Below are 22217 nucleotides of genomic sequence, written 5' to 3'. Positions count from 1 at the left end.
CGTTAAACCTGATTAAAACTTGTTCTTTTCATCTAAAATATAAAGGACTTAGGCCAAATAAAAAAGTAGTATTTTTGTACAAACATTAAAAGAGATGCTGTGTCACTGCTGTCCCATAGTTTGCTTTAAATAAAAAAACCTGAGTCCTAACAGTTAAAATATGAGTGCAAACAAACACTTTAACGACCAGGATTCAGGTTTTGTCACATCAGAATACCGTATTTCATGAGCTAATTAAACCTGTTGTGCGACAGGATTTTGAACAACTTGCTAAAGTACACCATGTTGGACAGAAATTTAGAGCGGCTTCCCGGTGGGATCAGTTTATTGCCATATTGATGTCTCAATTCTCTTGTAGGCAAAGTCTGAGAGATATTCAATCCAATTTGGAGTGCCAACAGGAAAAGCTGAGTCATCTCGGAGCAAAGTCTATTCCCCGAAGCACGCTGGCACGAATCAATGAGCAGCAGCCTGCTGCCTTGTATCAACAGCTATTTTACAAGTTGCTTAAATACTATGAACACTCAAAAGTAGCTCATAAATTTCGCTTTAAGAATCCCTTGTATTCCTTGGATGCCAGTCATATTGACCTGTCGCTTTCCTTATGTGAATGGGCCAAAGTTCACGACTCAAAAGCCAGCATGAAACTCAGTATAGGATTGAATCACAGCAATGATATTCCTGAGTTTGTTGCAGTTGAAAATGGCAAAGAAAATGACATGGTACAAGGCCGCAAATTCCAGTTTCCTGCTGGCAGCATTGTAGTTTTTGATAAAGGCTATGTCGATTACCAATGGTATGCAAATCTGACTGCTCAAAACATTGGATTTGTCACACGTTTTAGGCCTAAATCTGTGTATCAGGTGATCCAGCAACATCCAGTGCTTGAATCCAAAGGTATTCTAAAAGATGAAACCATTCAGCTGAATAGCGCACATGCCCTAAAAAGAAAAGCCCCAGTGTTAAGAAGAATTGAATATAGAGATCAGCAAAGTGGCAAGCACTTTAGCTTTCTCAGCAATAACTTTCATTTAGCCGCCTCCACCATTGCGGCGATTTATAAAGATCGTTGGAAAGTTGAGCTGTTCTTTAAGGCGATTAAGCAGAATCTCAAATTAAAAGCGTTTCTAGGCCGCAGCAGGAACGCAATTCAGACACAAATCTGGATTGCGATGATCGCCTATTTATTGGTGAGTTTCGCTCGACATTTAGGAAAAACAGGTTGGACAGTTCAACGTTTACTCAGAATAATTCAAGTGAATTTGTTTGAAAGAAGAACTTTAAAAGCTTTATTTTCACCCGATAAAATACCCATAAAACAAGAGGAAGCTCAAATGAGCTTCCTCTTGTGAAAAATTGTGGGACAGCAATGGATGCTGTGTCATTTTTATTGTCACATATCACAAAACTTAATGATCTTTTTCTTTATGCACTGCATAAAAAAAGCGCAGGCGACTTCTACAAAGTTGCCTGCGCTTGGTATTTCTAATACGGATTATGCTTTTTTCACATACTCAGATTTTAATTTCATCGCGCCCATACCATCAATTTTACAATCAATGTCGTGACCATCGGCAGCGTCTGGAATTAAACGAATATTTTTCACTTTTGTTCCTACTTTTACAGCAGCAGAAGAACCTTTAATTTTAAGGTCTTTAATCACGGTTACCGTGTCGCCATCTGATAACACATTACCATTTGCATCTTTAATTACTGCAGCCGCTTCTTCAGTTACATCACCTTCTTTCCACTCATGTGAGCATTCTGGGCAAATGAGCAAGTCACCATCTTCATAAGTATATTCTGACTGGCATTTTGGGCAATTTGGCAAAGACATAAAAAACCTCAAAAATTTTATTATAACATTTTTCACTGATTATTCATAAACTTAAAAACCTTATAAAGCATAAGGATAATGGTTGAATAATCCGATGGATTTTTACTCTAACGATGTTAAAGATTGCTCCAAAACACGCTTTAACACCACAACATGATTATGCTGTTCATCTTTTGCAGCGGTAATTAAGGTCACTTTTTGCTGCTGTGCCAGTTGAAGCAGTTCCTGTAAGGTCGCTTCCTGCTGAGTCAGTTCGAGCCGATAACGCTGTTGAAATTCATCCCAGTTTTGTTCAGGGTTTTGGTGATACCACTTGCGTAATTCAGTTGAGGGGGTAATTTCTTTAGGCCACCAATCAATTTGAGCACGCGCTTTATTCACACCACGTGGCCACAAACGATCGACTAAAACCCGTGTACCATCTGTAGGTACAGCATCTAGATAGGCTCGTTTAATTGCAATATCCATATTGCCTCTTTCTGCTCTACAATACGCTGCAAGGCTTAATACTAAAAACCAATCCTTATGCGTCATGCAGAATTAAAAAAGCATGTGATCAACACATGCTTTTGGAAAATCAAATTTATTCTTCGTCTTCGTACTCATCTTCATCATCGTAGACGTAGGCCATACAGCCCCAACCATCATATTCACCGCCATGCTCTTCGGCAATTTTAGTGAACCATTGTTCTAAATCTACAATGTCTGAATACTCTGGTTCCATATACACATAAATGGTGATAATCCATTCAACCGCATCAGATTCTTCATCTTGAAATAATGAAATTTTTTGCTCTTCTGCCAACAAATACAACGCACATTTTTCGGCTTGTTCTTGTGTGGTAAAAGCAATGGAGTACTCAATTTCATGTGGCTCTGTCAGGTCATCCCCATCTTCATGCATTTGCCAAAGTACATTGCCGTTATCATCATCTGGGAATTGTTCATAGTCACGTGTCATGCGAATATCCTTGTTATCTTTTTAGCCAATATATATCTGGCAAGTGACAAAATAGTGAATTCAACATAGCACAATTTTGCCGTACTTGATCAAGTTTTCTGTATTTTGCCGCTGACTTTAGTCGGACTGCCGTAAAGAGTTTGCATCTTATAGATGCAGATTATCCTTAAGCATTCGCTGCCAGTTTTACTGGCTGTGTGGTGTCAGTGCCCTGTTGCTTAAGGCCAATCACTAAAGATGCAAATTTTAACTCTTCAAGACGAAGTACCAAGTAAGATTCTAAAATTTTGCTATGTCCAAAAGATGCCGCATAGTGATTAAGCAAGGTGAAATCATCCTGCAACGCTTGTAGAGATTCCCCTAAATTGTGTTGGTTCAACTGGGCTAAATATAAGTCTGCTCTGCTGTTAAATGCGTGACTAAGTATTGTTACCGCAGAAAGACGACGCTGCTCATCTACAAATGCACAATAAGCCATTTCATTATTTTGAATCGCTTGCATAATTTTTTGACGTACCTGTACTAAATGCTGTGCTGCATCAGACTGGCTATAGTCTTCAATTAAATGATCGAGTAACTGCTGTGCTGGCAATTGAAACGCGGGGGTATTCTCTTCAATTTTGTGATAAAGCGCGGCAGTCACCTGCTCTAGCTTTTGACGTTCTTCTGCTAAATGATAAAAAGCACCTAATTGTTCTTGAGCTGCTTTTAGGGTTTTAGCTTTGGCTTTTTGTTCGTGTTCGACTAAAAAATTACTGACTTTTTCAATTTTTTGTTTGCATTGATCACGCATGTTTTCTGCTTCAGACTTGACCATTTCTACAAACATTTCAACTTGTTGGCGACGCTCCTGCACATATTGTTCAACATCTAAAATATCTTGATAATGCTGCAAACTTTCCACACGGTTTTTCAAACTCCCTACTTCTACCCGAAGCAGCGTGAGCTGATGCTCTAACTCGTTACTTTCCAACTCATCTGTTGCCAAATTGGTACGGGTACGGTCTAAATTAGTTTGTAATGATTGAATACCTGCTGATAATTCACGGCTGCGTAATGTTTGCCAAAAAACAATCACCACAAGAACTACAATTATTGCGCCCAATATATACAACATAACTTTGCCTCCCACCCCATCGGCCTGCCCCGTTCAAGTGATGCGTTTTTCACGCAAAAATCACTTCAACCTCAAGTTGCAGCCCCAAACACTCAACACAAAAATTTTAAAATAACCAATCAACCTCCTTTTTGTGCAAGGAAAATGAAAATCTACGGTTATAGCGTTAAATTAACTAGTTCTTGGGATGAAGGCTATCCCAAATTTTGAGTATTTTCACAATAATTTGAAAAAAATGTGACTGTTAGAAAGAAAGTGATTAAAAAGGAAGCTGTGCCCGAATTTCTACAGCTTCATGGCTCAAAGGCTGAGTAAACGCCAAATAGCTGGCATGTAACGCCATTCGTTTTAAAGGACTTTGTTGCGGCTGAGGATGATATAACTTATCGCCTGTGATTGGGTGACCAATATATTGCATGTGCACCCGCAACTGATGCGAACGCCCTGTAATTGGCGTCAGTAATACACGGGTAATATCTTCATCGGCCTGATATTCCAAAGCCTGATACAGCGTTTGTGCAGGCTTGCCTAAATCGAAATGCACAATTTGCCGTGGGCGGTTTTCCCAGTCGGTAATTAACGGCACATCGACACTGCCTTGCCCCTCAAGCTGCCCCTGAATTAAAGCTATATAGTTTTTTTTGACCGTTCGGGCCTGAAACATTTTACTTAATGCAACTTCTGCATCACGGTGCTTGGCGAACATTAAAATACCGGATGTCGCCATATCTAAACGATGGGCAATTTTTGCACTGGGATGTTGAGCTAAAACCCTTAAATAGGCACTGTCCTGATGTTCAGGCAAACGTCCCGGCACAGACAACAAACCTGTGGGCTTATCAATCACCAGCAAATCATCATCTTCATAGACAATTTCTAAAGGTTCTTGTGGTGGTGCATAAATAAAGTTGTCGTTTAAAGCCATGAACATACAGCATAAAAAGCGGTGCGGGCAAAATATCAAGCACAGCCCAAGCTGTCAATTCAGTCGGGCAATGTGCTTGCTTAGCTAAAACGATTAATGATGTCTGTTTCCTGATTGAGTGAGTTTGTACATTAATCTGCCAAATAATATTCTACGGTAGACACCACGCGTACTTTTTTCAAATAAGGGGTGTTGCTGTCACGCTCTTCAATGCTAAATACGCCCTGATTGGCCGATTTGATTTTCCCCAAACGGCTGTCAGAATCTGCGGCAAATTTCTCTGCAACACTGCGGGCATTTTGGGTAGCTTGCTCGATCATGGCAGGTTTAATGTCATTCAACTGCGTATATAAATATTCAGTACGTTGCCCATAATCCTCACCACCAAAGGCAATACCATTCTTGCCTAAATCGACCAGACGGCTTTGTGCACTGCGGACTTTATCTATACTTTTGGTATAGACCGTAATGGTTTGATGCGCGGTATAACGCAAGGCAACATTACCATCTCCACCATATTGCTGGGCGTATTTATCGGTAATCACGGGTGCGGCAATGGTAATTTCTTCCGCAGCAAAACCTTCATTTTTTAAAAAGTTTTGAATTTGTGCAGTCTGGCCTTGCATGGTGTCATACAAAGCAGCCAAATCTTGACTGGCTGCGCTAAAACGAATGGGCCACACGGCCACATTGGCTTTGACTTCACGCTCAGACAAGCCTTTGACCGAAACCACACGCTCATATTGCTTAATTTTCAGTGCACTGTTGCCCAAAATCCAACCTGCCAGCACCATTCCCAAACAAATCAGCCCACCTAAAATCAGTGCGGGTTTTAATTGATTCATGTTTGTAAACTCCTTGAATTGTGGTCTTTCAGCCTTGCTGTGACTACATCTTATATTTTAAAGGTGCTTTAAAATGCGGTATTTCTGTTGTGGTATTTAAGGTCGCATCATATACAGCGCAATGAGCGGAGCAATATTGAACAGCAATACCCCTATTTTATAAACTGCCATACCACCATAATGAATCGCATCAAAACTTGAATCGGTGAGTTTGAACCATTTGCCATGTAACTGTCGAAGCCAGTTATGTGCAAATATCAACACCACAAACCACAGCATTAAAATAGCGTAATTAATCAGTGCGCAAGTCAGTAAAAATCGACACCAAAAATCGTAATCAACACTCATATCACACCTGTTTAGATGCAGATTACAAGCTCAATTTAGCAGATTTAGATAAGTGACTTGATGGGAGTTTTGTAGCGAATGTTTACAAGAGATTTAAATTTAAACTGATATTTTATTTAGATTTTTATAATTTTATGGCTGTTATTTTAAGTTGTTATTTGTTTTGAAAATTCTTGAGGGTGTTAGGGAAAACAACTGTGGTTTACTTCAACTATCATGCTGGATAAGCCATGATCTTATAGCCTATAAACTTTTAATCTATAGCGTCCTAAGCCGAATCGAGACCTTTTGGGTAAGTACTACACGCGCGTTGTACGCAACTGGCAGCAATCTACTCTTTTCGATCCCCATCACACCCTTGAGATATATAGTAGTGATTTGAGCATGGGATTGTTTCCCCAAAATGATTTAATTTTTATATTTTTTTGAATTTTTTATTACATTTTTAACAATATTTTAAAATATTTACCAAATAGGCAATTTTTATGCGCTTAAACCATCAAATAAAGCAGAAATATTGAATTTATTACCACATATTTTATGAAATGGTTTCAAACTGCTCCTGAAAGACTTATATCGAAGATTCTGCGACTTTCTTTTTGCCACGAATCCATCGAATAGCCCAAATTAAAGCAATGACCACCACAAACACCACTAACACAGGCACAATTAAAGACAATACCGAAAGTACTGCTGCACCAATCCACTCTCCTGTAGAAACGATAGGATTCGCAACTCCACCTGTAGTTGCAGTCGATACCCCACGTACCGCAACCGTGCTCATTTGCACTACACCCGCTGTACCTCCACCCACAATAATTGCCGAAGCCCAACTGGCAAATTGCGACATTTCGCCACTGCTTACTGCCATAGTGGTGAGTGTTCCTGCAATCATGGCAGCAGGTGTGGCAACGGTGTCGAGCATATTATCGACCCACGGCACATAATATGCGGCTATTTCACTGACTGTTGCTACAGCCAAAGCTAGACAAACAGCAGGCATGGCCAGCCATTCAAAACCTTTTAAGGGTTCAAACCACCCCATCAGTGCTGCAACACTCATAACCAATAATGGTACGAAAACCCGAAAGCCACTGGCAGCACTCAGACCAATGCCAACACATAAACCGAGAATTGTTTCCATGCTGTACCTCATTGCTTGTGGTTTTCTATGGCTAAAATAGCAAAAAGCCCCATCGGGTGATAGGGCTTTAGATTAAAAACAGGATCAGCTGTTTTTGTCGTGTAGCTTAGGCAACCTTGTTGTTATATTGGGTGCCATGGCATTTGGTACACGGTGGTAGACGGTCTGTACCAATTTCTAAGTAAACGCGATGCCCGCATTGGACACAAAAATAGAAGCCTGTTCCTGGTTTATCACCTGCAGTTACCATCTTTGTTCTCCGTATGGTTTAGAAATGGTCAATCCAGTATATCTATTCTGTGATGATTGTCTATTGTCCATTTTGACAGGTGATGATGGCAATTGGGCGAAAGCCTATACTAATTAATTACTATAGCAGCACATCATTTATTGCAATTCCAGTTTCAACATAACGTGCATACCATTTGCCATATAAGCTGTGATTATCTTCATAAAAACTTGCAGGCATACAATCATTTAATTTATTTATCCTGAGTAACGCATCTTCATCTTTTGTAATAGTTGTATGAAAAATTTGTTTATCTAATAACTCTCGTAAGCTTTCTAGAGTTAAGGGCTTTTTTAAATGCTCTTCCAATAATATCTTAGAAATTACTTTTAAAGGAATAGAGTGATCTCGTGTAACTAACTTGTCTCTTCTTTTGATTAAATCATTACGATCCTTACTGTTTGTAGTTAGGCTTATTTTAGACTCGAAATCCTCATAAATTTTCTTAGCTTTTTCTGATGTTTTCGTATTCCAAAGTAATTTAGACCATTTAGCATTTCCATTTTTACTTATAGAATTATTTGCATAACAGTAATATGAGTCTATGAAATGCCTCATATGCTTCACTCTGCCATGATTTAATTCTAATAGTATATGCTTTAATTCAATTTCTGAATTTTCTAAATGCCCAACCATAATGCTTTTCCTCTGTTTTAATTTTATGATAAATATCAATATATTATCACTATTTTTATGGGTGAATATTTGTCTATTTTTAATTTTTATAATTTCTCCCAACTCTTTTTTTCAAGAAAAGTTAGGAGAAATTTTTTAAAAAATCAAGCCACATTCCCTTCCAAGAAGTCCTGTGCAAAACGTTGCAATACACCGCCCGCTTCATATACAGACACTTCTTCTTCGGTATCTAAACGGCAAGTCACAGGCACTTCAATCATTTGATTTTTGCCGTCTGCAGTTGAACGCTCAATCACCAAAGTTAAGTCTGAACGTGGCGCAATATTACCCATCACGCTATAGAGTTCTGTACCATCCAAACCTAAAGTTTTACGGTTTACACCCGCTTTAAACTCAAGTGGCAATACGCCCATGCCCACCAAGTTGGTACGGTGAATACGCTCAAAACCTTCAGCGACAATTGCTTCCACACCAGCAAGACGCACACCTTTTGCAGCCCAGTCACGGCTAGAACCCTGACCATAGTCAGCACCCGCAATAATAATTAACGGCTGTTTACGGTTCATATAGGTTTCAATCGCTTCCCACATACGCATTACTTCGCCTTCTGGCTCAACACGCGCTTTAGAACCTTGCTTAATTGTGCCGTCTGAACGTACCACCATTTCATTAAACAATTTTGGATTCGCCAAAGTTGCACGTTGTGCCGTCAGGTGATCACCACGGTGCGTTGCATAAGAGTTGAAATCTTCTTCTGGCAAGCCCATTTTTGCCAAGTACTCACCTGCTGCCGAATCTAAAATAATCGCGTTCGATGGAGATAAATGGTCTGTGGTGATGTTATCGCCCAAAATAGCCAAAGGACGCATATTGGCTAAAGTACGCGGTGCCGCCAATGCACCTTCCCAATACGGCGGACGACGGATATAAGTACTTTGTGGACGCCAGTCATATAGCGGACTTTCGGATTTTTCAGACTCGCCCAAATCAAACATTGGGATATACACTTGGCGGAATTGTTCAGGTTTAACTGACTCTTTCACCAAAGCATCAATTTCAGCATCAGATGGCCAAATATCTTTTAAGTAAATTGGGTTACCATTTTGATCGGTGCCTAATGCATCTTTTTCGATGTCAAAACGGATGGTACCCGCAATCGCATAAGCCACAACCAATGGTGGAGATGCCAAGAAAGCTTGTTTCGCATACGGATGGATACGACCATCGAAGTTACGGTTACCTGAAAGCACCGCAGTCGCATACAAATCACGATCAATAATTTCTTGCTGAATAACTGGATCTAATGCACCAGACATACCATTACAGGTAGTACATGCATAGGCCACAATACCAAAGCCAAGTTTTTCTAAGTCTTTCAGTACGCCTGCTTCTTCCAAGTACAATGCAGCTGCTTTAGAACCTGGTGCAAATGACGACTTCACCCAAGGCTTACGCACCAAGCCTAATTCATTGGCTTTACGTGCCAATAAACCTGCCGCCACGGTATTACGTGGGTTTGAGGTATTGGTACAAGAGGTAATGGCCGCAATAATGATCGCACCATCTGGCATTAAGCCATCGCTACGCTGCTCAACCACACCTGCAATGCCTTTTTCTTTCAAGTCTGCGGTAGATACACGCGCATGCGGGTTAGATGGGCCTGCAATGTTACGCGTAACCGTCGAAAGATCAAAACGTAACACACGTGGATATTCCGCCTGAGTCATATCAGATGCCCAAAGACCAATTTCTTTGGCATAGTTTTCAACCAGTTTTACCTGCTCTGCTTCACGACCAGTCAGGGTTAAATAGTCAATGGTGTTTTGGTCGATGTAGAACATGGCTGCAGTAGCACCATATTCAGGGGTCATGTTGGAAATCGTGGCACGATCACCCACCGACATGCTGTCTGCACCTTCACCAAAGAATTCTAAATAAGCACCAACCACACGTTCTTTACGCAAGAACTCAGTTAAAGCCAATACGATGTCAGTTGCTGTAATACCCGCCTGACGCTGACCGACTAACTCCACACCAATAATATCTGGCAGACGCATCCAAGAAGCACGGCCCAACATTACGTTTTCAGCTTCTAAACCACCCACACCTACAGAAATGACACCCAAAGCATCAGTATGTGGCGTATGTGAGTCTGTACCTACGCAGGTATCTGGAAATGCCAGACCTTCGCGGTTTTGAATTACTGGAGACATTTTTTCCAGATTAATCTGGTGCATGATGCCGTTACCCGCAGGAATTACATCTACATTTTCAAACGCAGTTTTAGTCCATTCAATAAAGTGGAAACGGTCTTCATTACGGCGATCTTCCACTTCACGGTTTTTACGGAATGCATCTGGGTCAAAACCACCATATTCCACTGCCAAAGAGTGATCGACAATTAACTGGGTTGGCACTACAGGATTCACTTTAGATGGATCACCACCTTGATCGGCAATCGCATCACGCAAACCTGCCAAATCTACCAATGCGGTTTGACCTAGAATGTCGTGACATACCACACGTGCTGGATACCACGGAAAATCATGCTCTTGTTTACGTTCAATCAATTGTTTTAAAGATTGTTCTAAAATTGCAGGATCACAACGGCGCACCAACTGCTCTGCAAGTACTTTTGAGGTATAAGGAAGTTTGGCATAGGCGCCTGGCTGGATATCTTCAACGGCTTGACGCACGTCATAAAAATCGAGCTGAGTGCCTTGCAGCGGTTTGCGGTAGTTGTTATTCATCTGGTATTCGCCCTTACTCTATTGTTCTCAACATCTTATGGGATGATTGTTTCCACCCGTCGAAAGCATTGTACGCTGCCAAAAACCCATTTCCCAAATCTTTTATATTTCATATACTTAAATATAAAAATAGTGGTTTTTGCAATAATTGGTTACATTTCAAGTAAAATTCTTGCCTGAAAAATGCATTTTTTCTAAAAATAGCGCAAAATTGACCTCATTCTTTAGTCTTAGATTTCATTCTGAAAAGGGTTTTCATGCGCGATTTAGCTTTCTGTGCTTTGAGTTTAAACGGTGTAGATGCACAAAAATTTCTCCAAGGTCAGGTGACCGTCAATGTCGAAGCTTTGGCTGAAAATACAACGTGTTATACGGCTATTTGTAGTTTAAAAGGACGTGTGCTGTTTGGTTTATGGCTCAAAAAAATCTCCTCTGAAAGTTTTGAAATAATCAGCACTGCCGACCAAGCCGAAGATTTAGCCAAACACATTAAAAAATTTGGTGCATTTTCAAAAATGCAGCTTGAGACCATCGGTACGGTCTATCCACAACTTCAAGGTCAGCAGACTGAATTTACTGCTGAAACGACCGATATTCAGGTATGGCAGCTACAAGCCATTGAAGCAGGTCAAGCTTGGATTCAAGCCGCAACCGCAGAGGTGTTTCAGCCACAGGAATTACGTTTGCATCAACGGGATGGCGTGCATTATGACAAAGGCTGCTATTTGGGTCAGGAAGTTGTGGCTCGTTTATGGTTTAAAGCTAAACCAAAACATTGGTTACATTTAATTCAGGGTACTGGTGATGCACCTGCGCCTGCAGACAAACTGAATAATGATGTGGAAGTAGTGAACAGCCTTGCAACTGCAGATGGTTTTAAAGCTTTGGTCGTGGCTAAGCCAAGTGCTTTGGAAGAATTATCTGTACAAGTATTAGATTTACCTGAACATTTAAATGGCGATGTCGCCCGCCCACAATAAACTTAAAAATATTGCTTACACCACGAGGGAATCACAAGATTCCCTCGGTCTTTTCTGTAATCTGAATAATTCACAGTTTTTATATTTACTTTCACATTTTTCAAATTATGATGAATACATCCGCTAAAACTTACACATAAACGGAGTTGTGTGTAAAAAATAATAAGGTCAAATGAAAATGATGAAGAAACTACTCATTGTGGGTGCGATTGCCCTATCTAGCAGCATCAGCATGGCAAATAGCAACATTCCAACCGATCCTGCTTTTGCAAAGATTGAACAATTAATGCAAGCCAATAAAGTCAAAGATGCCTATCAGGAGTTAGAAAAACTGTCCAAAGCTGGCAATGCTCAAGCCATGTATAACTTGGGTTATTTAACCCAAACAGGGCAAGGCACCGCTAAAAATGAAAAGAAAGCCCTACAGTTGTACGAGCAATCTGCTCAAAAAGGCTACCCTGTTGCGCATTATGTGTTAGGTAAAAACTATCTGACGGGTGCTTTGGGTTTAAAACAAGATACTGCCAAAGCTAAACAGCATTTACAAAGTGCCTCTAAACTAGGTTTTCACGATGCAACTGTAGATTTAGCCGTTGTATATTTCTCAGAAAATACGGCAGCGTCCGATCAACAAGGACTAAAGTTATTACAGCCTTTAATAGCGAAGGATCACTATCAAGCCATTCATGCCAAAGCTTTATACGACATTAGCACGGGCTTTAAAAACAAAAATGAAACACCAATTAAACAAGGTCTACAAAGTATCCAAAACTTGGCACAAAAGGGCTATATTCCTGCGCTCATGGCGGTGGGCAATATGTTTGTGAATGGCAATATCGTGCCACAAAATTTACCTGAGGCGAAAAAGATTTTTGCATCATTGGCACAGGAAAATGTACCTCAAGCCAAAGAGTCACTGGCTGCGGTAGAAAAAATGATGGCCGATCAAGCCAAAGGTTCAAACAAAGCTGCAGCCAAGAAAAGTTAAAACTCGGACTTAGTGAGCATAGCGCACACATTCAGCCAGTTCATCTGTCAGTGCGCTATCTTACCAACTCAAGACGCTCGCAAGATGCCAAATCTAAGTCGTCATAATGCATCACACAATTCCGCCCCTGATATTTGGCGGTATACAGTGCCAAGTCAGCTTGTTTGATCAATGGCTCCAAATTACACTGTGCGACTCCAAGTTCTGCCACGCCAACAGACACCGAAAAGTGTAATTCCTGATCTTGCAATGAGATGCCTTGTTGCGACAGCTTTTGGCGTAAACGCTCTGCTATTTTCAAGGCATCCTGTTTGGTCGTATGCGGTAAAAAAACAATAAATTCCTGTTCCTTAAAATGTAGTCAAACATAGTCAAGGACTAATTCGCACTCTGTTAATGTCTTGTTGCCAAGCGTGTAACTAGAGCCTGAGTCGGTCAGTTCCGACTTGTAGCGGTCAGTCCGTTCTTGCAATATACGCTTTACAGTTTTGTAAGGCGTATAACGACTTATCTCATTGTCGTTTAATCTTGCAAGCACGTTTCTCGCAGCATTCCAATCAGCTTGCACAACTTCCCCATTGAAACGGTGAAAACGATCTCCCTTACGTGTACCTATTAAAAGGCCATGCAAGAAAGAATCACTTTGCGAAGTATATGCAGAATTGACTAGATGCACCGTAGAACCTCTACGGTGAGATATAGAAGTTAGGGCATTAGCTAACAAACCTTTAGCCCATGTATTTAAGCGTCTATTGGTGTTTTTGCCATAGTTGCGTTTACTTTGAATTGGGGATGTTAAATCTTCCGCAACAATCACTTTGGCTTTATCAACCAACTTGTGAGTTGCTGTAAATATTAATGTTTTGAGCTTTGCTTTTTGAGTATCTTGTCGCTTATCTAGTTTTTTTCGACCTAGATTATTTAACTCAATTTTCTGTTTCTTGTGTGGTTTAGCTTTAGCAATCGCTCTGAGCTTGTTTCTGTGCTTGTACTTTTGATTTAAATAATCTGATTCACTTGAGATCAGCTTGCCTAGACCACTCCCATATACATCGCCATCAGAGTCCACAAAAGCTTCTGAGTACCCTTTATCAACACCTACTGTTTCCTGACCACAATCTTGTGTTTCAACTGCATCATAGGTTGAATGAACTTCAATATTGCCATTTTTTAGAATAATTCTTAATGTGCCTTGCGGTGCAAAATCAACAGTCGTATTTAATGGAATTTTAATGGTTTGTCGAGGGATTAGGCTTGGTACTTTAAGCCAACATTGACCATTTAACTCAAAGGTTTTACACATATCCGCACGAACAATAATTTGATTATGTGTGTGATTAACACCATGCTTAAAGTGATTACGCATTTGACGATGGAGGAAATTATCTGTTGTCCATTCATCTTTTTTTAGCAGCGTATAGAGTCTTTTACGTTCATTGTCGCAAGTCGTACGTTTGCGAATAGCTTGTTTGACCTTTTCCTTGGAAGCTTCACGATAGGCTTTAATATCACCTATGCAATCACGCAGGGTTTCTTTCCACGCATTTGCAGATACACCGAAGTTGCGACCTTCTTTCATCCACGCATCACGAATAGCCCTGTCACTGATATTTAAGCCTGCAACAGCACCATATTTAGCCCAAACTTCACTGCGAACACGACCAAGTAAAACAGCTTGTTTTTCAAGTTGCTTATACTTTTCTCGATTCAAGTTTTTACAGTGATGAATGCGTGTTAATTTCACAAAGTCATGCCTAGGTTAAGGGATTGGATAATCAATAGATATGGATGCTAATATACCAAGACACTCACCTAAAATACAAAAGATAATCATTTAAATCTCTAATAAATACCCACCTTGCCACTACTGAATCGACATAGACAAAATGAGCACTTATGCAAATATTTGTCTATATTTTTAGTTATAGTTAATTACTCTCCACCAAAACGAGCCAAAATATCCCCCTGTCGCATTTCACGTTGTGACACTTCTGCAATGCTACGTAGTACCCGATCACCTACATCGTGCCCATAGGTGTCATTGATGACTTTAAATCTATCGACATCAAAAATCAGTAAAGCCGCTGTGCTCTCATGGCAACATGCCTGAATGAGATGCCCGACTGCATGCATAAAATGGCGTCTGTTGTGCAATTGAGTCAGTTCATCTGTTTGTGCCATTTCATTTAAAATATGGTAATTCCAGTCTTCCAATAATGCTCTAAGAAAATTCTTACGCGCATTTAGGGTATTAATCCAAGCAATATAAATACTGAACAATAAAATAGGCGTATATACCAACAGAAATATATAAAAATCCTGCAAACTACTCAGACGATAGACACCATATAAAATCACCACGCTGATCAGCGCAGAGGTGATTAAAGAACGGCGAAAATGCACTTGAATGGACAAATTTCCCAAGACAATCAAAATCACGCTGGCATATAGATATGTAGAAATCCACGCACTGGTTGAGTGTAATAAAAGTTCAAACCAAATGATTGCAGATACACTAGTCGAAAGCGGTAAAATCAGATCCAACCATTGAATTTGGCGAACATATTTAAATAAGAAAAAATTAAGACTACAACCAATAAGAATGGCCATCACACGTGTCATACCAGACAGCGCACTTACATCGGGGATGACAAAATGGTCTGCCCAGAAATAAATTAAAAATGCCAGCTGAGCGACATAATTTACTTGTTTTAAATAAGATTTTTGATGTCGATACTGAAACTGATAATAGTTTTGTTTGAATACTGCTGGAATTTTTGCAATTGGGTCTTTTAAGGCATTTTCGATAAGTTGCCGACTCTGAATATCACAATGTGAAGCATTCAAAATCGAGCGTTGTGCAGAATGACTCGCTGACTGTAACAACACTTTTGAAGGTGAAATCTCTTGTGTTGTATCTGAATGTGGGGCATCTTGCATAGCCCATCCTGCAAACAATGCTATATGTCTAATATTGCTAAATAATATACAACTGCCATCTATTTTGTACACTGTTTATTCAAGTGCATTTTCAAAGTTATAACACTAAGCTCTCGTTCAGTTTTATAACCAATGGTCAGATTGGGTTAATAAAATTGCCACCATCACAAAACCTAAAATTGTGCTTAACACTAATGGTGCTAAAGCTTTGTCATGTAAACCATAGTGCTGCCCAAAAATACCAAAGGCGATTGGCATGGGCAAAGCCGCCAATAAAGTTCCAACAAACAACATTTCACGGCTGACATCCAACATCCATAAAATGCCAAAAATCATGAGCGGCATCAGCAGCACCTTGAGCAATGCCAACACTATACTTTGCAGATTCAGCGACTGAATTTTCATTCCAACCAGACTGCCGCCAATCACAAACAGTGCCAAAGGTGAAGCGGTTTTACCCAACATTTCTAGAATTTGTGAGATAGATTGCGGCAGTTTTAAGTTTAAGAACACACACAACATGCCCAATAAAATGGATAAAATTACAGGATTTTTCAGTAAACGCTGCAAGGTTTCCAAATAAAGTTGCCAGCCTGATTTTGTTGTAGATTGCAGCCCACGTTCTGCCAAAATTAGCATAATGGCCACAATAATCAGGTTTTCTACAATTAAAGTTAAAGACAAATAAATTGCGGACTGACTGCCAATCAACAAGGTTAAAATGGCTGTGCCAATAAACCCAGTATTGGACATAGAAGCACCCATCGCCAAAACACTGCTATGGGTTAAACTTTCAGAAAAATAATGCCGATACAGTAAAAATGCACCTGCAAACAATACAATAGAACCGCCACCATACCCCAGAAAATAAGCAGGATGCCAAATTTCCGCCAAGCTCTTACTGGCCAAAGCCTGCAATAAAAATGCAGGCAAGGCCACTTTCATAACAAACTGCCCTAGAAACTGAATTGCGTTTGCTTCTATAAACTGGCTTTTTACGGCAAAATATCCCAAAAGCACAACGGCGCAAATGGGAAATAAAATACTCAGTAACACCCTGACATCCTTTTTCAGTGTTGCCCATATTTCTGCATGGTTTTACTGATTTACCTTACACCGAATCCGCCAATAAAGCACGGCAAAATAGTTTAAGTTTCACTTATTTTAAGTGATCCAATCTCAGGTTTCTGCATCACCCTCTATTGGCTTAAACGGCTGAAATAAACGACGGAATCCGTGTGGCTGACAGCGTAAATATTGTGGTGCAATCTCAACTTGCTCACCCAATTCAGCAGCTGCATGCCATGGCCAGCGCGGGTCATACAAAATTGCACGTGCAATAGCAATGGCATCGGCCTGTTCATATTGCAAAATGCCTTCTGCCTGCATGGCTTCCGTAATCAACCCCACTGCAATCACAGGTATTTTTACCGCCTGTTTAATCGCATGTGCAAAGGGTGTTTGATAGCCTGCGTGTAAATCAATCTGCTGTTCAGGGTGTAAACCACCACTCGATACATGAATATACGCAGCACCTAAATGCTCAAGCGCTTTGGCTAAGCCAATGGATGACTCCAGATTCCAACCACCAGCATCATCCATCCAGTCAGTTGCAGAAATTCGCACTCCAATTGGATAATCTTGTGGGACTGCATTTTTAATGGCTTGGAATACTTCTAAGGTCAGGCGAATCCGATGCTCGAGACTACCGCCATATTCATCTTGCCGTTGATTAGACAATGGCGACATAAATTGATGTAACAAGTAACCATGTGCGGCATGAATTTCAATTAAGTCAAAGCCTGCATCCACCGCACGTACAGCAGCACTGGCAAAGTCTGCAATAATCTGTTGAATTTCATCTTGGCTTAACGCATGCGGTGCATGTTCATGTGCCTGAAATGGCAACTCACTGGCCGATACCGTTTGCCAACCATGTTCTTGATTCGGCGCAAATTGCCCTTTGCCCTGCCATGGTTTATCAGTCGATGCTTTACGCCCTGCATGCGCCAGTTGTATCGCAAATGGCATTGGAGACAGACTTTTAAGTTTATGCAATAGCGCTTTGAGCTGCGCACGCTGCATATCGTTCCATAAACCTAAGTCGGCATAACTAATACGCCCTTCAGCCTGCACTGCAGTAGCTTCGACGATACACATGCCTGCACCAGACAGCGCATAATTTGCCCATTGTTGTTCGTGCCAGTAACTCAACTCGCCCTGTTCATTGGCAGAGTATTGACACATTGGAGCAATCAGAATTTTATTGGCAAGTTGCAGTGAGCCAAATTGAATCGGCTGAAAAAGTAATGTCACGCTGCATGCCCTCATACTGTGCGATTCACCAAAAGTGAATCATGAAATAAAGAAGTAAAAACTCGGAATCTGCCATCTTTTCAAGATGGTTTTTCCCTATAGTAGATGTTCAAAAATGATTTATTTATAACGTGTTGTATGGTTTTTGCAAAGCATGCTTTAGCTTTTCACAGAATAATTTTGCGGTGGCAAGCTATGGCTTGTATTCTATAGGTTATCCCCAATATTAAGCGCATTACTTTATGCCCTTGCCTGCTTAATTTCCACAAGTGGATTGAATTTGTACCATGCCTGAATTGCCCGAAGTTGAAACCACCAAAACCAGTTTATTGCCGCTGCTGGATCAAAAAGTCCTGAATGTAGAAGTACGTCAAGCCAGCTTACGTTGGCCCATTCCAGAAAACCTGCATAAACTCACAGGACAAAAACTTCTGCAATTGACCCGCAGATCCAAATACATTCTGGCGCAATTTGAGCAAGACAGCATGTTATGGCATTTAGGCATGTCAGGTAGTTTTCGTCTTTGCGATGCCCATGAAGATTTACGCAAACATGACCATCTGATTATTCAGTTTGAAGATATGCAATTGCGTTACCACGACCCACGTCGTTTTGGCTGTATTTTATGGCTAGATGAAAGCTCACAACATAAATTGATTGATCCTCTTGGCCCTGAGCCACTGAGTGATGCGTTTAATACTGACTATCTTTTTCACAAGTTAAAAAATAAGAACGTTGGCATTAAAGTTGCAATTATGGATAACCATGTCGTGGTAGGTGTGGGTAATATTTATGCCACGGAAAGCCTATTTAACTTAGGTATTCATCCTGCACAACCTGCGTCATCTCTGAGTTTGGCGCAAATTGAAAAACTGGTGCTTGAAATCAAGCGCATTTTAAAACAAGCGATTGATTTAGGTGGTTCGACCTTGCGTGATTACAGCAATGCCATGGGTGAAAATGGCTACTTTCAGCAGACTTTACTGGCTTATGGACGTGCGGGTGAAATGTGTGTGAATTGCGAAACCACATTAGAAAACCTGAAACTAGGACAACGCGCATCTGTATTTTGTCCTGAATGCCAACCATTGAAAAAAGTACCTACCACGACTAAACATGCCGCAACTAAACGAGGTAAAAAAGCATGAAAACTGCAATTGTGCGTCATATCTTAGTCAAAGATAAAGAAACCTGTGAACAACTGAAAAAGCGGATTCAATCGGGTGCTGATTTTGCCAAAATTGCTAAACAGTTTTCGACCTGCCCTTCGGGCAAAAAAGGCGGTGAATTGGGTGAGGTTAAAAAAGGGCAGCTTGTACCCGTAATTGATAAATTGGTCTTTACTGCAGCAGAACGGGTATTACATGGCCCTGTGAAGAGTCAGTTTGGTTTTCATTTACTCGAAATTAAATTTCGGATGTGATTTATAATTTCCAAAGCTCCCTCTTCTTACAAGAGTGGTTTATCCCCTCACCCTTACGCGGTATTGCCGCTCATCTCCCAAAGGAAGAGAGTAAAAAAACGGCGCATCTTGCACCGTTTTTTTGCTTCATCTAAGGATTAAAATTATTGACGTTTTTTCAATTCATCACGAATTTCACGTAATAATTCAATATCTTCTGGTGTTGCTTCTGGAGCTGGCTCTTCTTCTTGGTTACGGCGCATTTTGTTCATTAATTTCACTAACCAGAACACTACCCATGCCAATAGAATGAAGTTAATCAAAATGGTCATGAAGTTACCGTAATGAAAAATATTTAAACCTGCTTCCTGTGCCGCAGTTAAGGTTTGAATATTATTTGGATTATCACCCAAAATCAGGAACTTGTTGGTAAAGTCGACATCACCACCGAGCACCCATGAAATAAGCGGCATGATCACATCTTTAACCAATGAATCAATAATCTTACCAAAAGCACCACCAATGATGACACCAACCGCCAAATCCATCATATTGCCTTTAATGGCAAATTCTTTAAATTCTTGAATAATGCTCATACGACTCTCCAGTATTTTTTAAGCGTTATTTTGTGACGCAGTATACATTATATTATGTTACAAATTGCACGTGTCGTTATAGCATTGTGTAATTTTAAAGTTTGGTCAATATTGAATTTGTGTTTAAACATTCGGGCATAAAAAAACCGCTAAACGAATTTAGCGGTTTTTAGATCAGGATATTTTATTATTTATCACGGTTACGTTTACGTTCGTTTTCAGTCAACCAACGCTTACGAATACGAATTGATTTTGGTGTTACTTCAACTAGCTCGTCGTCTTCAATAAATTCAAGTGCTTGCTCAAGTGTGAATTCAATTGCAGGCACTAGTGTCAACGCATCATCAGTACCAGAAGCACGTACGTTAGTTAACTGCTTCGCTTTAGTTGGGTTAACCACCATGTCGTCTGAACGAGAGTTAATCCCTACAATCATACCTTCGTAAACTTCTAACTGAGGTTTAGCGAATAAACGACCACGATCTTGTAAGCTGAACAATGCATAGCCCAAGCAAGTACCTTGAACCATAGAAATCAACACACCATTTTGACGTTTCGCTACTTGACCTGCTTTCATTGGGCCATAGTGCGAGAAGCTTGAAGTCATGATACCTGTACCTGAAGTCATGGTCATGAATTCAGAACGGAAACCAATTAAGCCACGTGAAGGTACAGTTGCTTCAATACGGATACGGCCTTTACCGTCTACTTCCATATTGGTCATCTCACCTTTACGGTTACCCATTTGTTCCATCACAGCGCCTTGGTGCTGTTCTTCTACGTCAAAAGTCACGTTTTCGTATGGTTCTTGCATTTCGCCATCGATCTCTTTCAAGATCACTTGTGGACGAGATACACCCATCTCGAAGCCTTCACGACGCATGTTTTCAATCAATACTGAAAGGTGAAGTTCACCACGGCCTGATACTTTGAAACGGTCAGGACTGTCAGTATCTTCTACACGAAGTGCAACGTTGTGAATTAATTCGCGGTCTAGACGTTCACGAATGTTACGTGAAGTCACGAATTTACCTTCTTTACCTGCAAACGGTGAGTTATTCACTTGGAATGTCATCGATACTGTTGGTTCGTCTACAGAAAGCGGTGGTAAAGCTTCTACATTTTTCGGATCACAAATCGTGTCAGAAATATGCAGTTCGTCCATACCTGTTACACATACGATGTCGCCTGCAGAAGCAGATTCAACATCAACACGCTCTAAACCATGGTAACCCATGATTTTTAAGATACGACCGTTACGTGTTTTACCTTCTTGGTCAATCACGGTTACAGGTGTATTTAATTTCACTGAACCACGTTGAATACGACCAACACCAATTACACCTACGAAGCTGTTATAGTCAAGTGAAGAAACTTGCATTTGGAATGGACCATCAACATCAACTGCTGGTGGCTCAACAATATCAACAATTGTTTCAAATAACGGTGTCATATCTTCCGCTAATTCGTCTGGTGCAGGACCAGCAACACCACGTAAGCCTGATGCATATACGATTGGGAAGTCTAATTGGTCATCAGTTGCACCCAAGTTATCAAACAAGTCAAATACTTGATCAATTACCCAGTCTGGACGTGCGTTTGGCTTATCTACCTTGTTGATGATCACGATTGGCTTCAAACCACGTGCAAAGGCTTTTTGCGTTACAAAGCGAGTTTGTGGCATTGGGCCTTCTTGAGAGTCTACAAGAAGTAATACGCAGTCAACCATCGACATTACACGTTCAACCTCACCACCGAAGTCGGCGTGTCCTGGGGTGTCGACAATATTGATACGGTATTCAGTATCAGTACGTTTATCTAACCATTTGATTGCTGTGTTTTTTGCAAGAATGGTAATACCACGTTCACTTTCAATAGCGCCTGAATCCATGACACGCTCAATCTCGCCCGCTCGTTCACCGAGTGCACCCGATTGTTGTAAAAGTTTATCCACAAGAGTTGTTTTACCGTGGTCAACGTGCGCAATAATTGCGATGTTGCGGAGAGTTTTAATATCTGACATGTAAATTCAATACGCTATAAATTTGAGGGCAAATTATACAGAAAAATACTAAAGTTTTATAGTGACACTTTATTGACACACACAATTTTTTTTGATGAGTAACACGCTTTTGATTTTGTA

23 protein-coding genes are annotated in these 22217 nt (G+C 40.5%); 5 read left to right on the top strand and 18 right to left on the bottom strand.

Translation table 11 applies throughout. From position 1 onward, the window contains the following. The first annotated feature begins 200 nt into the window (after positions 1-200). Positions 201-1352, top strand: coding sequence for an IS4-like element ISAbe18 family transposase (locus tag ACNS8M_RS03045; RefSeq protein WP_005176703.1), 1152 nt, complete (start codon positions 201-203; stop codon positions 1350-1352). 143 nt (positions 1353-1495) lie between these two features. On the opposite strand, the gene ACNS8M_RS03040 is transcribed toward ACNS8M_RS03045, so the two are convergent. From ACNS8M_RS03040 to acnD, 11 genes are all read right to left on the bottom strand, one after another. Continuing rightward, a complete protein-coding gene (locus ACNS8M_RS03040; RefSeq protein ID WP_168418130.1) occupies positions 1496-1837 on the bottom strand; it encodes a zinc ribbon domain-containing protein YjdM in 342 nt (113 codons plus the stop codon). 102 nt (positions 1838-1939) lie between these two features. Then, positions 1940-2305 carry a DUF488 domain-containing protein gene (locus ACNS8M_RS03035; RefSeq protein WP_419225109.1) on the bottom strand — a complete coding sequence of 122 codons (366 nt, stop codon included), beginning with the start codon at positions 2303-2305 and terminating at the stop codon, positions 1940-1942. Between the two features lie 115 nt (positions 2306-2420). Next, the gene (locus ACNS8M_RS03030; RefSeq protein WP_168418128.1) at positions 2421-2798 is read right to left on the bottom strand and encodes a ribonuclease E inhibitor RraB; all 378 of its coding nucleotides are present in this window, start codon (positions 2796-2798) and stop codon (positions 2421-2423) included. A gap of 166 nt (positions 2799-2964) precedes the next feature. Beyond that, positions 2965-3915, bottom strand: a complete 951-nt coding sequence (locus tag ACNS8M_RS03025; protein ID WP_419225108.1) for a DUF4041 domain-containing protein — start codon at positions 3913-3915, stop codon at positions 2965-2967. A gap of 259 nt (positions 3916-4174) precedes the next feature. Continuing rightward, complete coding sequence (locus ACNS8M_RS03020) at positions 4175-4840, bottom strand: RluA family pseudouridine synthase (RefSeq protein ID WP_419225107.1); 666 nt, start codon at positions 4838-4840, stop codon at positions 4175-4177. Between the two features lie 131 nt (positions 4841-4971). After that, positions 4972-5685 carry an SIMPL domain-containing protein gene (locus tag ACNS8M_RS03015; RefSeq protein ID WP_168418125.1) on the bottom strand — a complete coding sequence of 238 codons (714 nt, stop codon included), beginning with the start codon at positions 5683-5685 and terminating at the stop codon, positions 4972-4974. Between the two features lie 96 nt (positions 5686-5781). Beyond that, positions 5782-6033 (bottom strand): DUF6868 family protein, encoded by a 252-nt coding sequence (locus ACNS8M_RS03010; RefSeq protein WP_168418124.1) that lies wholly within the window; start codon positions 6031-6033, stop codon positions 5782-5784. Between the two features lie 571 nt (positions 6034-6604). Continuing rightward, positions 6605-7177 (bottom strand): DUF4126 domain-containing protein, encoded by a 573-nt coding sequence (locus ACNS8M_RS03005; protein WP_168460824.1) that lies wholly within the window; start codon positions 7175-7177, stop codon positions 6605-6607. Between the two features lie 106 nt (positions 7178-7283). Then, positions 7284-7427, bottom strand: a complete 144-nt coding sequence (locus ACNS8M_RS03000) for a zinc ribbon-containing protein (protein ID WP_004972403.1) — start codon at positions 7425-7427, stop codon at positions 7284-7286. 120 nt (positions 7428-7547) lie between these two features. Continuing rightward, the gene (locus ACNS8M_RS02995; RefSeq protein WP_225543760.1) at positions 7548-8102 is read right to left on the bottom strand and encodes a hypothetical protein; all 555 of its coding nucleotides are present in this window, start codon (positions 8100-8102) and stop codon (positions 7548-7550) included. A gap of 143 nt (positions 8103-8245) precedes the next feature. Then, positions 8246-10852: a Fe/S-dependent 2-methylisocitrate dehydratase AcnD gene (gene acnD, locus ACNS8M_RS02990; RefSeq protein WP_419225106.1), complete on the bottom strand. Its 2607-nt coding sequence runs from the start codon at positions 10850-10852 to the stop codon at positions 8246-8248. A 257-nt stretch (positions 10853-11109) separates the two neighbouring features. Here acnD and ACNS8M_RS02985 point away from each other — a divergent pair, with 257 nt between their 5' ends. Both ACNS8M_RS02985 and ACNS8M_RS02980 read left to right on the top strand, forming a co-directional pair. Then, positions 11110-11832, top strand: a complete 723-nt coding sequence (locus tag ACNS8M_RS02985) for a YgfZ/GcvT domain-containing protein (RefSeq protein WP_168526273.1) — start codon at positions 11110-11112, stop codon at positions 11830-11832. Positions 11833-12013: 181 nt separating this feature from the next. After that, positions 12014-12820 carry a tetratricopeptide repeat protein gene (locus ACNS8M_RS02980; RefSeq protein WP_168460867.1) on the top strand — a complete coding sequence of 269 codons (807 nt, stop codon included), beginning with the start codon at positions 12014-12016 and terminating at the stop codon, positions 12818-12820. A gap of 55 nt (positions 12821-12875) precedes the next feature. Here the strand turns inward: ACNS8M_RS02980 and ACNS8M_RS02975 are convergent, their stop codons facing one another. The 5 genes from ACNS8M_RS02975 to ACNS8M_RS02955 all read right to left on the bottom strand — a co-directional run bounded on the left by ACNS8M_RS02975 (position 12876) and on the right by ACNS8M_RS02955 (position 18076). Continuing rightward, positions 12876-13121, bottom strand: a complete 246-nt coding sequence (locus tag ACNS8M_RS02975; RefSeq protein ID WP_419225105.1) for a GGDEF domain-containing protein — start codon at positions 13119-13121, stop codon at positions 12876-12878. 60 nt (positions 13122-13181) lie between these two features. Then, on the bottom strand, positions 13182-14564 hold the full coding sequence (locus tag ACNS8M_RS02970; RefSeq protein WP_419225104.1) for an IS200/IS605 family accessory protein TnpB-related protein: 1383 nt from the start codon (positions 14562-14564) through the stop codon (positions 13182-13184). Positions 14565-14752: 188 nt separating this feature from the next. Next, the gene (locus tag ACNS8M_RS02965; RefSeq protein ID WP_419225103.1) at positions 14753-15760 is read right to left on the bottom strand and encodes a diguanylate cyclase; all 1008 of its coding nucleotides are present in this window, start codon (positions 15758-15760) and stop codon (positions 14753-14755) included. Between the two features lie 123 nt (positions 15761-15883). After that, complete coding sequence (locus ACNS8M_RS02960; protein ID WP_286429179.1) at positions 15884-16816, bottom strand: AEC family transporter; 933 nt, start codon at positions 16814-16816, stop codon at positions 15884-15886. A gap of 123 nt (positions 16817-16939) precedes the next feature. Continuing rightward, the gene (locus ACNS8M_RS02955) at positions 16940-18076 is read right to left on the bottom strand and encodes an NADH:flavin oxidoreductase/NADH oxidase (RefSeq protein WP_286429177.1); all 1137 of its coding nucleotides are present in this window, start codon (positions 18074-18076) and stop codon (positions 16940-16942) included. 287 nt (positions 18077-18363) lie between these two features. On the opposite strand from ACNS8M_RS02955, the gene mutM reads away from it, so the two are divergent. Both mutM and ACNS8M_RS02945 read left to right on the top strand, forming a co-directional pair. Then, complete coding sequence (gene mutM, locus ACNS8M_RS02950; protein ID WP_419225102.1) at positions 18364-19224, top strand: bifunctional DNA-formamidopyrimidine glycosylase/DNA-(apurinic or apyrimidinic site) lyase; 861 nt, start codon at positions 18364-18366, stop codon at positions 19222-19224. Continuing rightward, complete coding sequence (locus ACNS8M_RS02945; protein WP_168542004.1) at positions 19221-19499, top strand: peptidylprolyl isomerase; 279 nt, start codon at positions 19221-19223, stop codon at positions 19497-19499. Before mutM ends, ACNS8M_RS02945 begins: the two co-directional genes overlap by 4 nt. A gap of 143 nt (positions 19500-19642) precedes the next feature. On the opposite strand, the gene mscL is transcribed toward ACNS8M_RS02945, so the two are convergent. Continuing rightward, the gene (mscL, locus tag ACNS8M_RS02940) at positions 19643-20074 is read right to left on the bottom strand and encodes a large conductance mechanosensitive channel protein MscL (protein WP_131260726.1); all 432 of its coding nucleotides are present in this window, start codon (positions 20072-20074) and stop codon (positions 19643-19645) included. A 187-nt stretch (positions 20075-20261) separates the two neighbouring features. Next, positions 20262-22097, bottom strand: a complete 1836-nt coding sequence (gene typA / locus ACNS8M_RS02935; protein ID WP_131260727.1) for a translational GTPase TypA — start codon at positions 22095-22097, stop codon at positions 20262-20264. Positions 22098-22217 lie beyond the last annotated feature (120 nt).

The organism is Acinetobacter sp. A2 (genome assembly GCF_048537555.1).
GTDB lineage: Bacteria > Pseudomonadota > Gammaproteobacteria > Pseudomonadales > Moraxellaceae > Acinetobacter.
This window is presented reverse-complemented; position numbering and strand designations above follow the sequence as displayed.

Coding starts and splice junctions, on each gene's coding strand:
- mscL (WP_131260726.1), bottom strand. CDS start 20,074: ATGAGCATTATTCAAGAATTTAAAGAATTTGCCATTAAAGGCAATATG.
- ACNS8M_RS02980 (WP_168460867.1), top strand. CDS start 12,014: ATGAAGAAACTACTCATTGTGGGTGCGATTGCCCTATCTAGCAGCATC.
- ACNS8M_RS03030 (WP_168418128.1), bottom strand. CDS start 2,798: ATGACACGTGACTATGAACAATTCCCAGATGATGATAACGGCAATGTA.
- acnD (WP_419225106.1), bottom strand. CDS start 10,852: ATGAATAACAACTACCGCAAACCGCTGCAAGGCACTCAGCTCGATTTT.
- mutM (WP_419225102.1), top strand. CDS start 18,364: ATGCCTGAATTGCCCGAAGTTGAAACCACCAAAACCAGTTTATTGCCG.
- ACNS8M_RS03035 (WP_419225109.1), bottom strand. CDS start 2,305: ATGGATATTGCAATTAAACGAGCCTATCTAGATGCTGTACCTACAGAT.
- ACNS8M_RS03040 (WP_168418130.1), bottom strand. CDS start 1,837: ATGTCTTTGCCAAATTGCCCAAAATGCCAGTCAGAATATACTTATGAA.
- ACNS8M_RS02995 (WP_225543760.1), bottom strand. CDS start 8,102: ATGGTTGGGCATTTAGAAAATTCAGAAATTGAATTAAAGCATATACTA.
- ACNS8M_RS02985 (WP_168526273.1), top strand. CDS start 11,110: ATGCGCGATTTAGCTTTCTGTGCTTTGAGTTTAAACGGTGTAGATGCA.
- typA (WP_131260727.1), bottom strand. CDS start 22,097: ATGTCAGATATTAAAACTCTCCGCAACATCGCAATTATTGCGCACGTT.
- ACNS8M_RS03000 (WP_004972403.1), bottom strand. CDS start 7,427: ATGGTAACTGCAGGTGATAAACCAGGAACAGGCTTCTATTTTTGTGTC.
- ACNS8M_RS03005 (WP_168460824.1), bottom strand. CDS start 7,177: ATGGAAACAATTCTCGGTTTATGTGTTGGCATTGGTCTGAGTGCTGCC.
- ACNS8M_RS03020 (WP_419225107.1), bottom strand. CDS start 4,840: ATGGCTTTAAACGACAACTTTATTTATGCACCACCACAAGAACCTTTA.
- ACNS8M_RS02945 (WP_168542004.1), top strand. CDS start 19,221: ATGAAAACTGCAATTGTGCGTCATATCTTAGTCAAAGATAAAGAAACC.
- ACNS8M_RS03025 (WP_419225108.1), bottom strand. CDS start 3,915: ATGTTGTATATATTGGGCGCAATAATTGTAGTTCTTGTGGTGATTGTT.
- ACNS8M_RS02965 (WP_419225103.1), bottom strand. CDS start 15,760: ATGCAAGATGCCCCACATTCAGATACAACACAAGAGATTTCACCTTCA.
- ACNS8M_RS03010 (WP_168418124.1), bottom strand. CDS start 6,033: ATGAGTGTTGATTACGATTTTTGGTGTCGATTTTTACTGACTTGCGCA.
- ACNS8M_RS03015 (WP_168418125.1), bottom strand. CDS start 5,685: ATGAATCAATTAAAACCCGCACTGATTTTAGGTGGGCTGATTTGTTTG.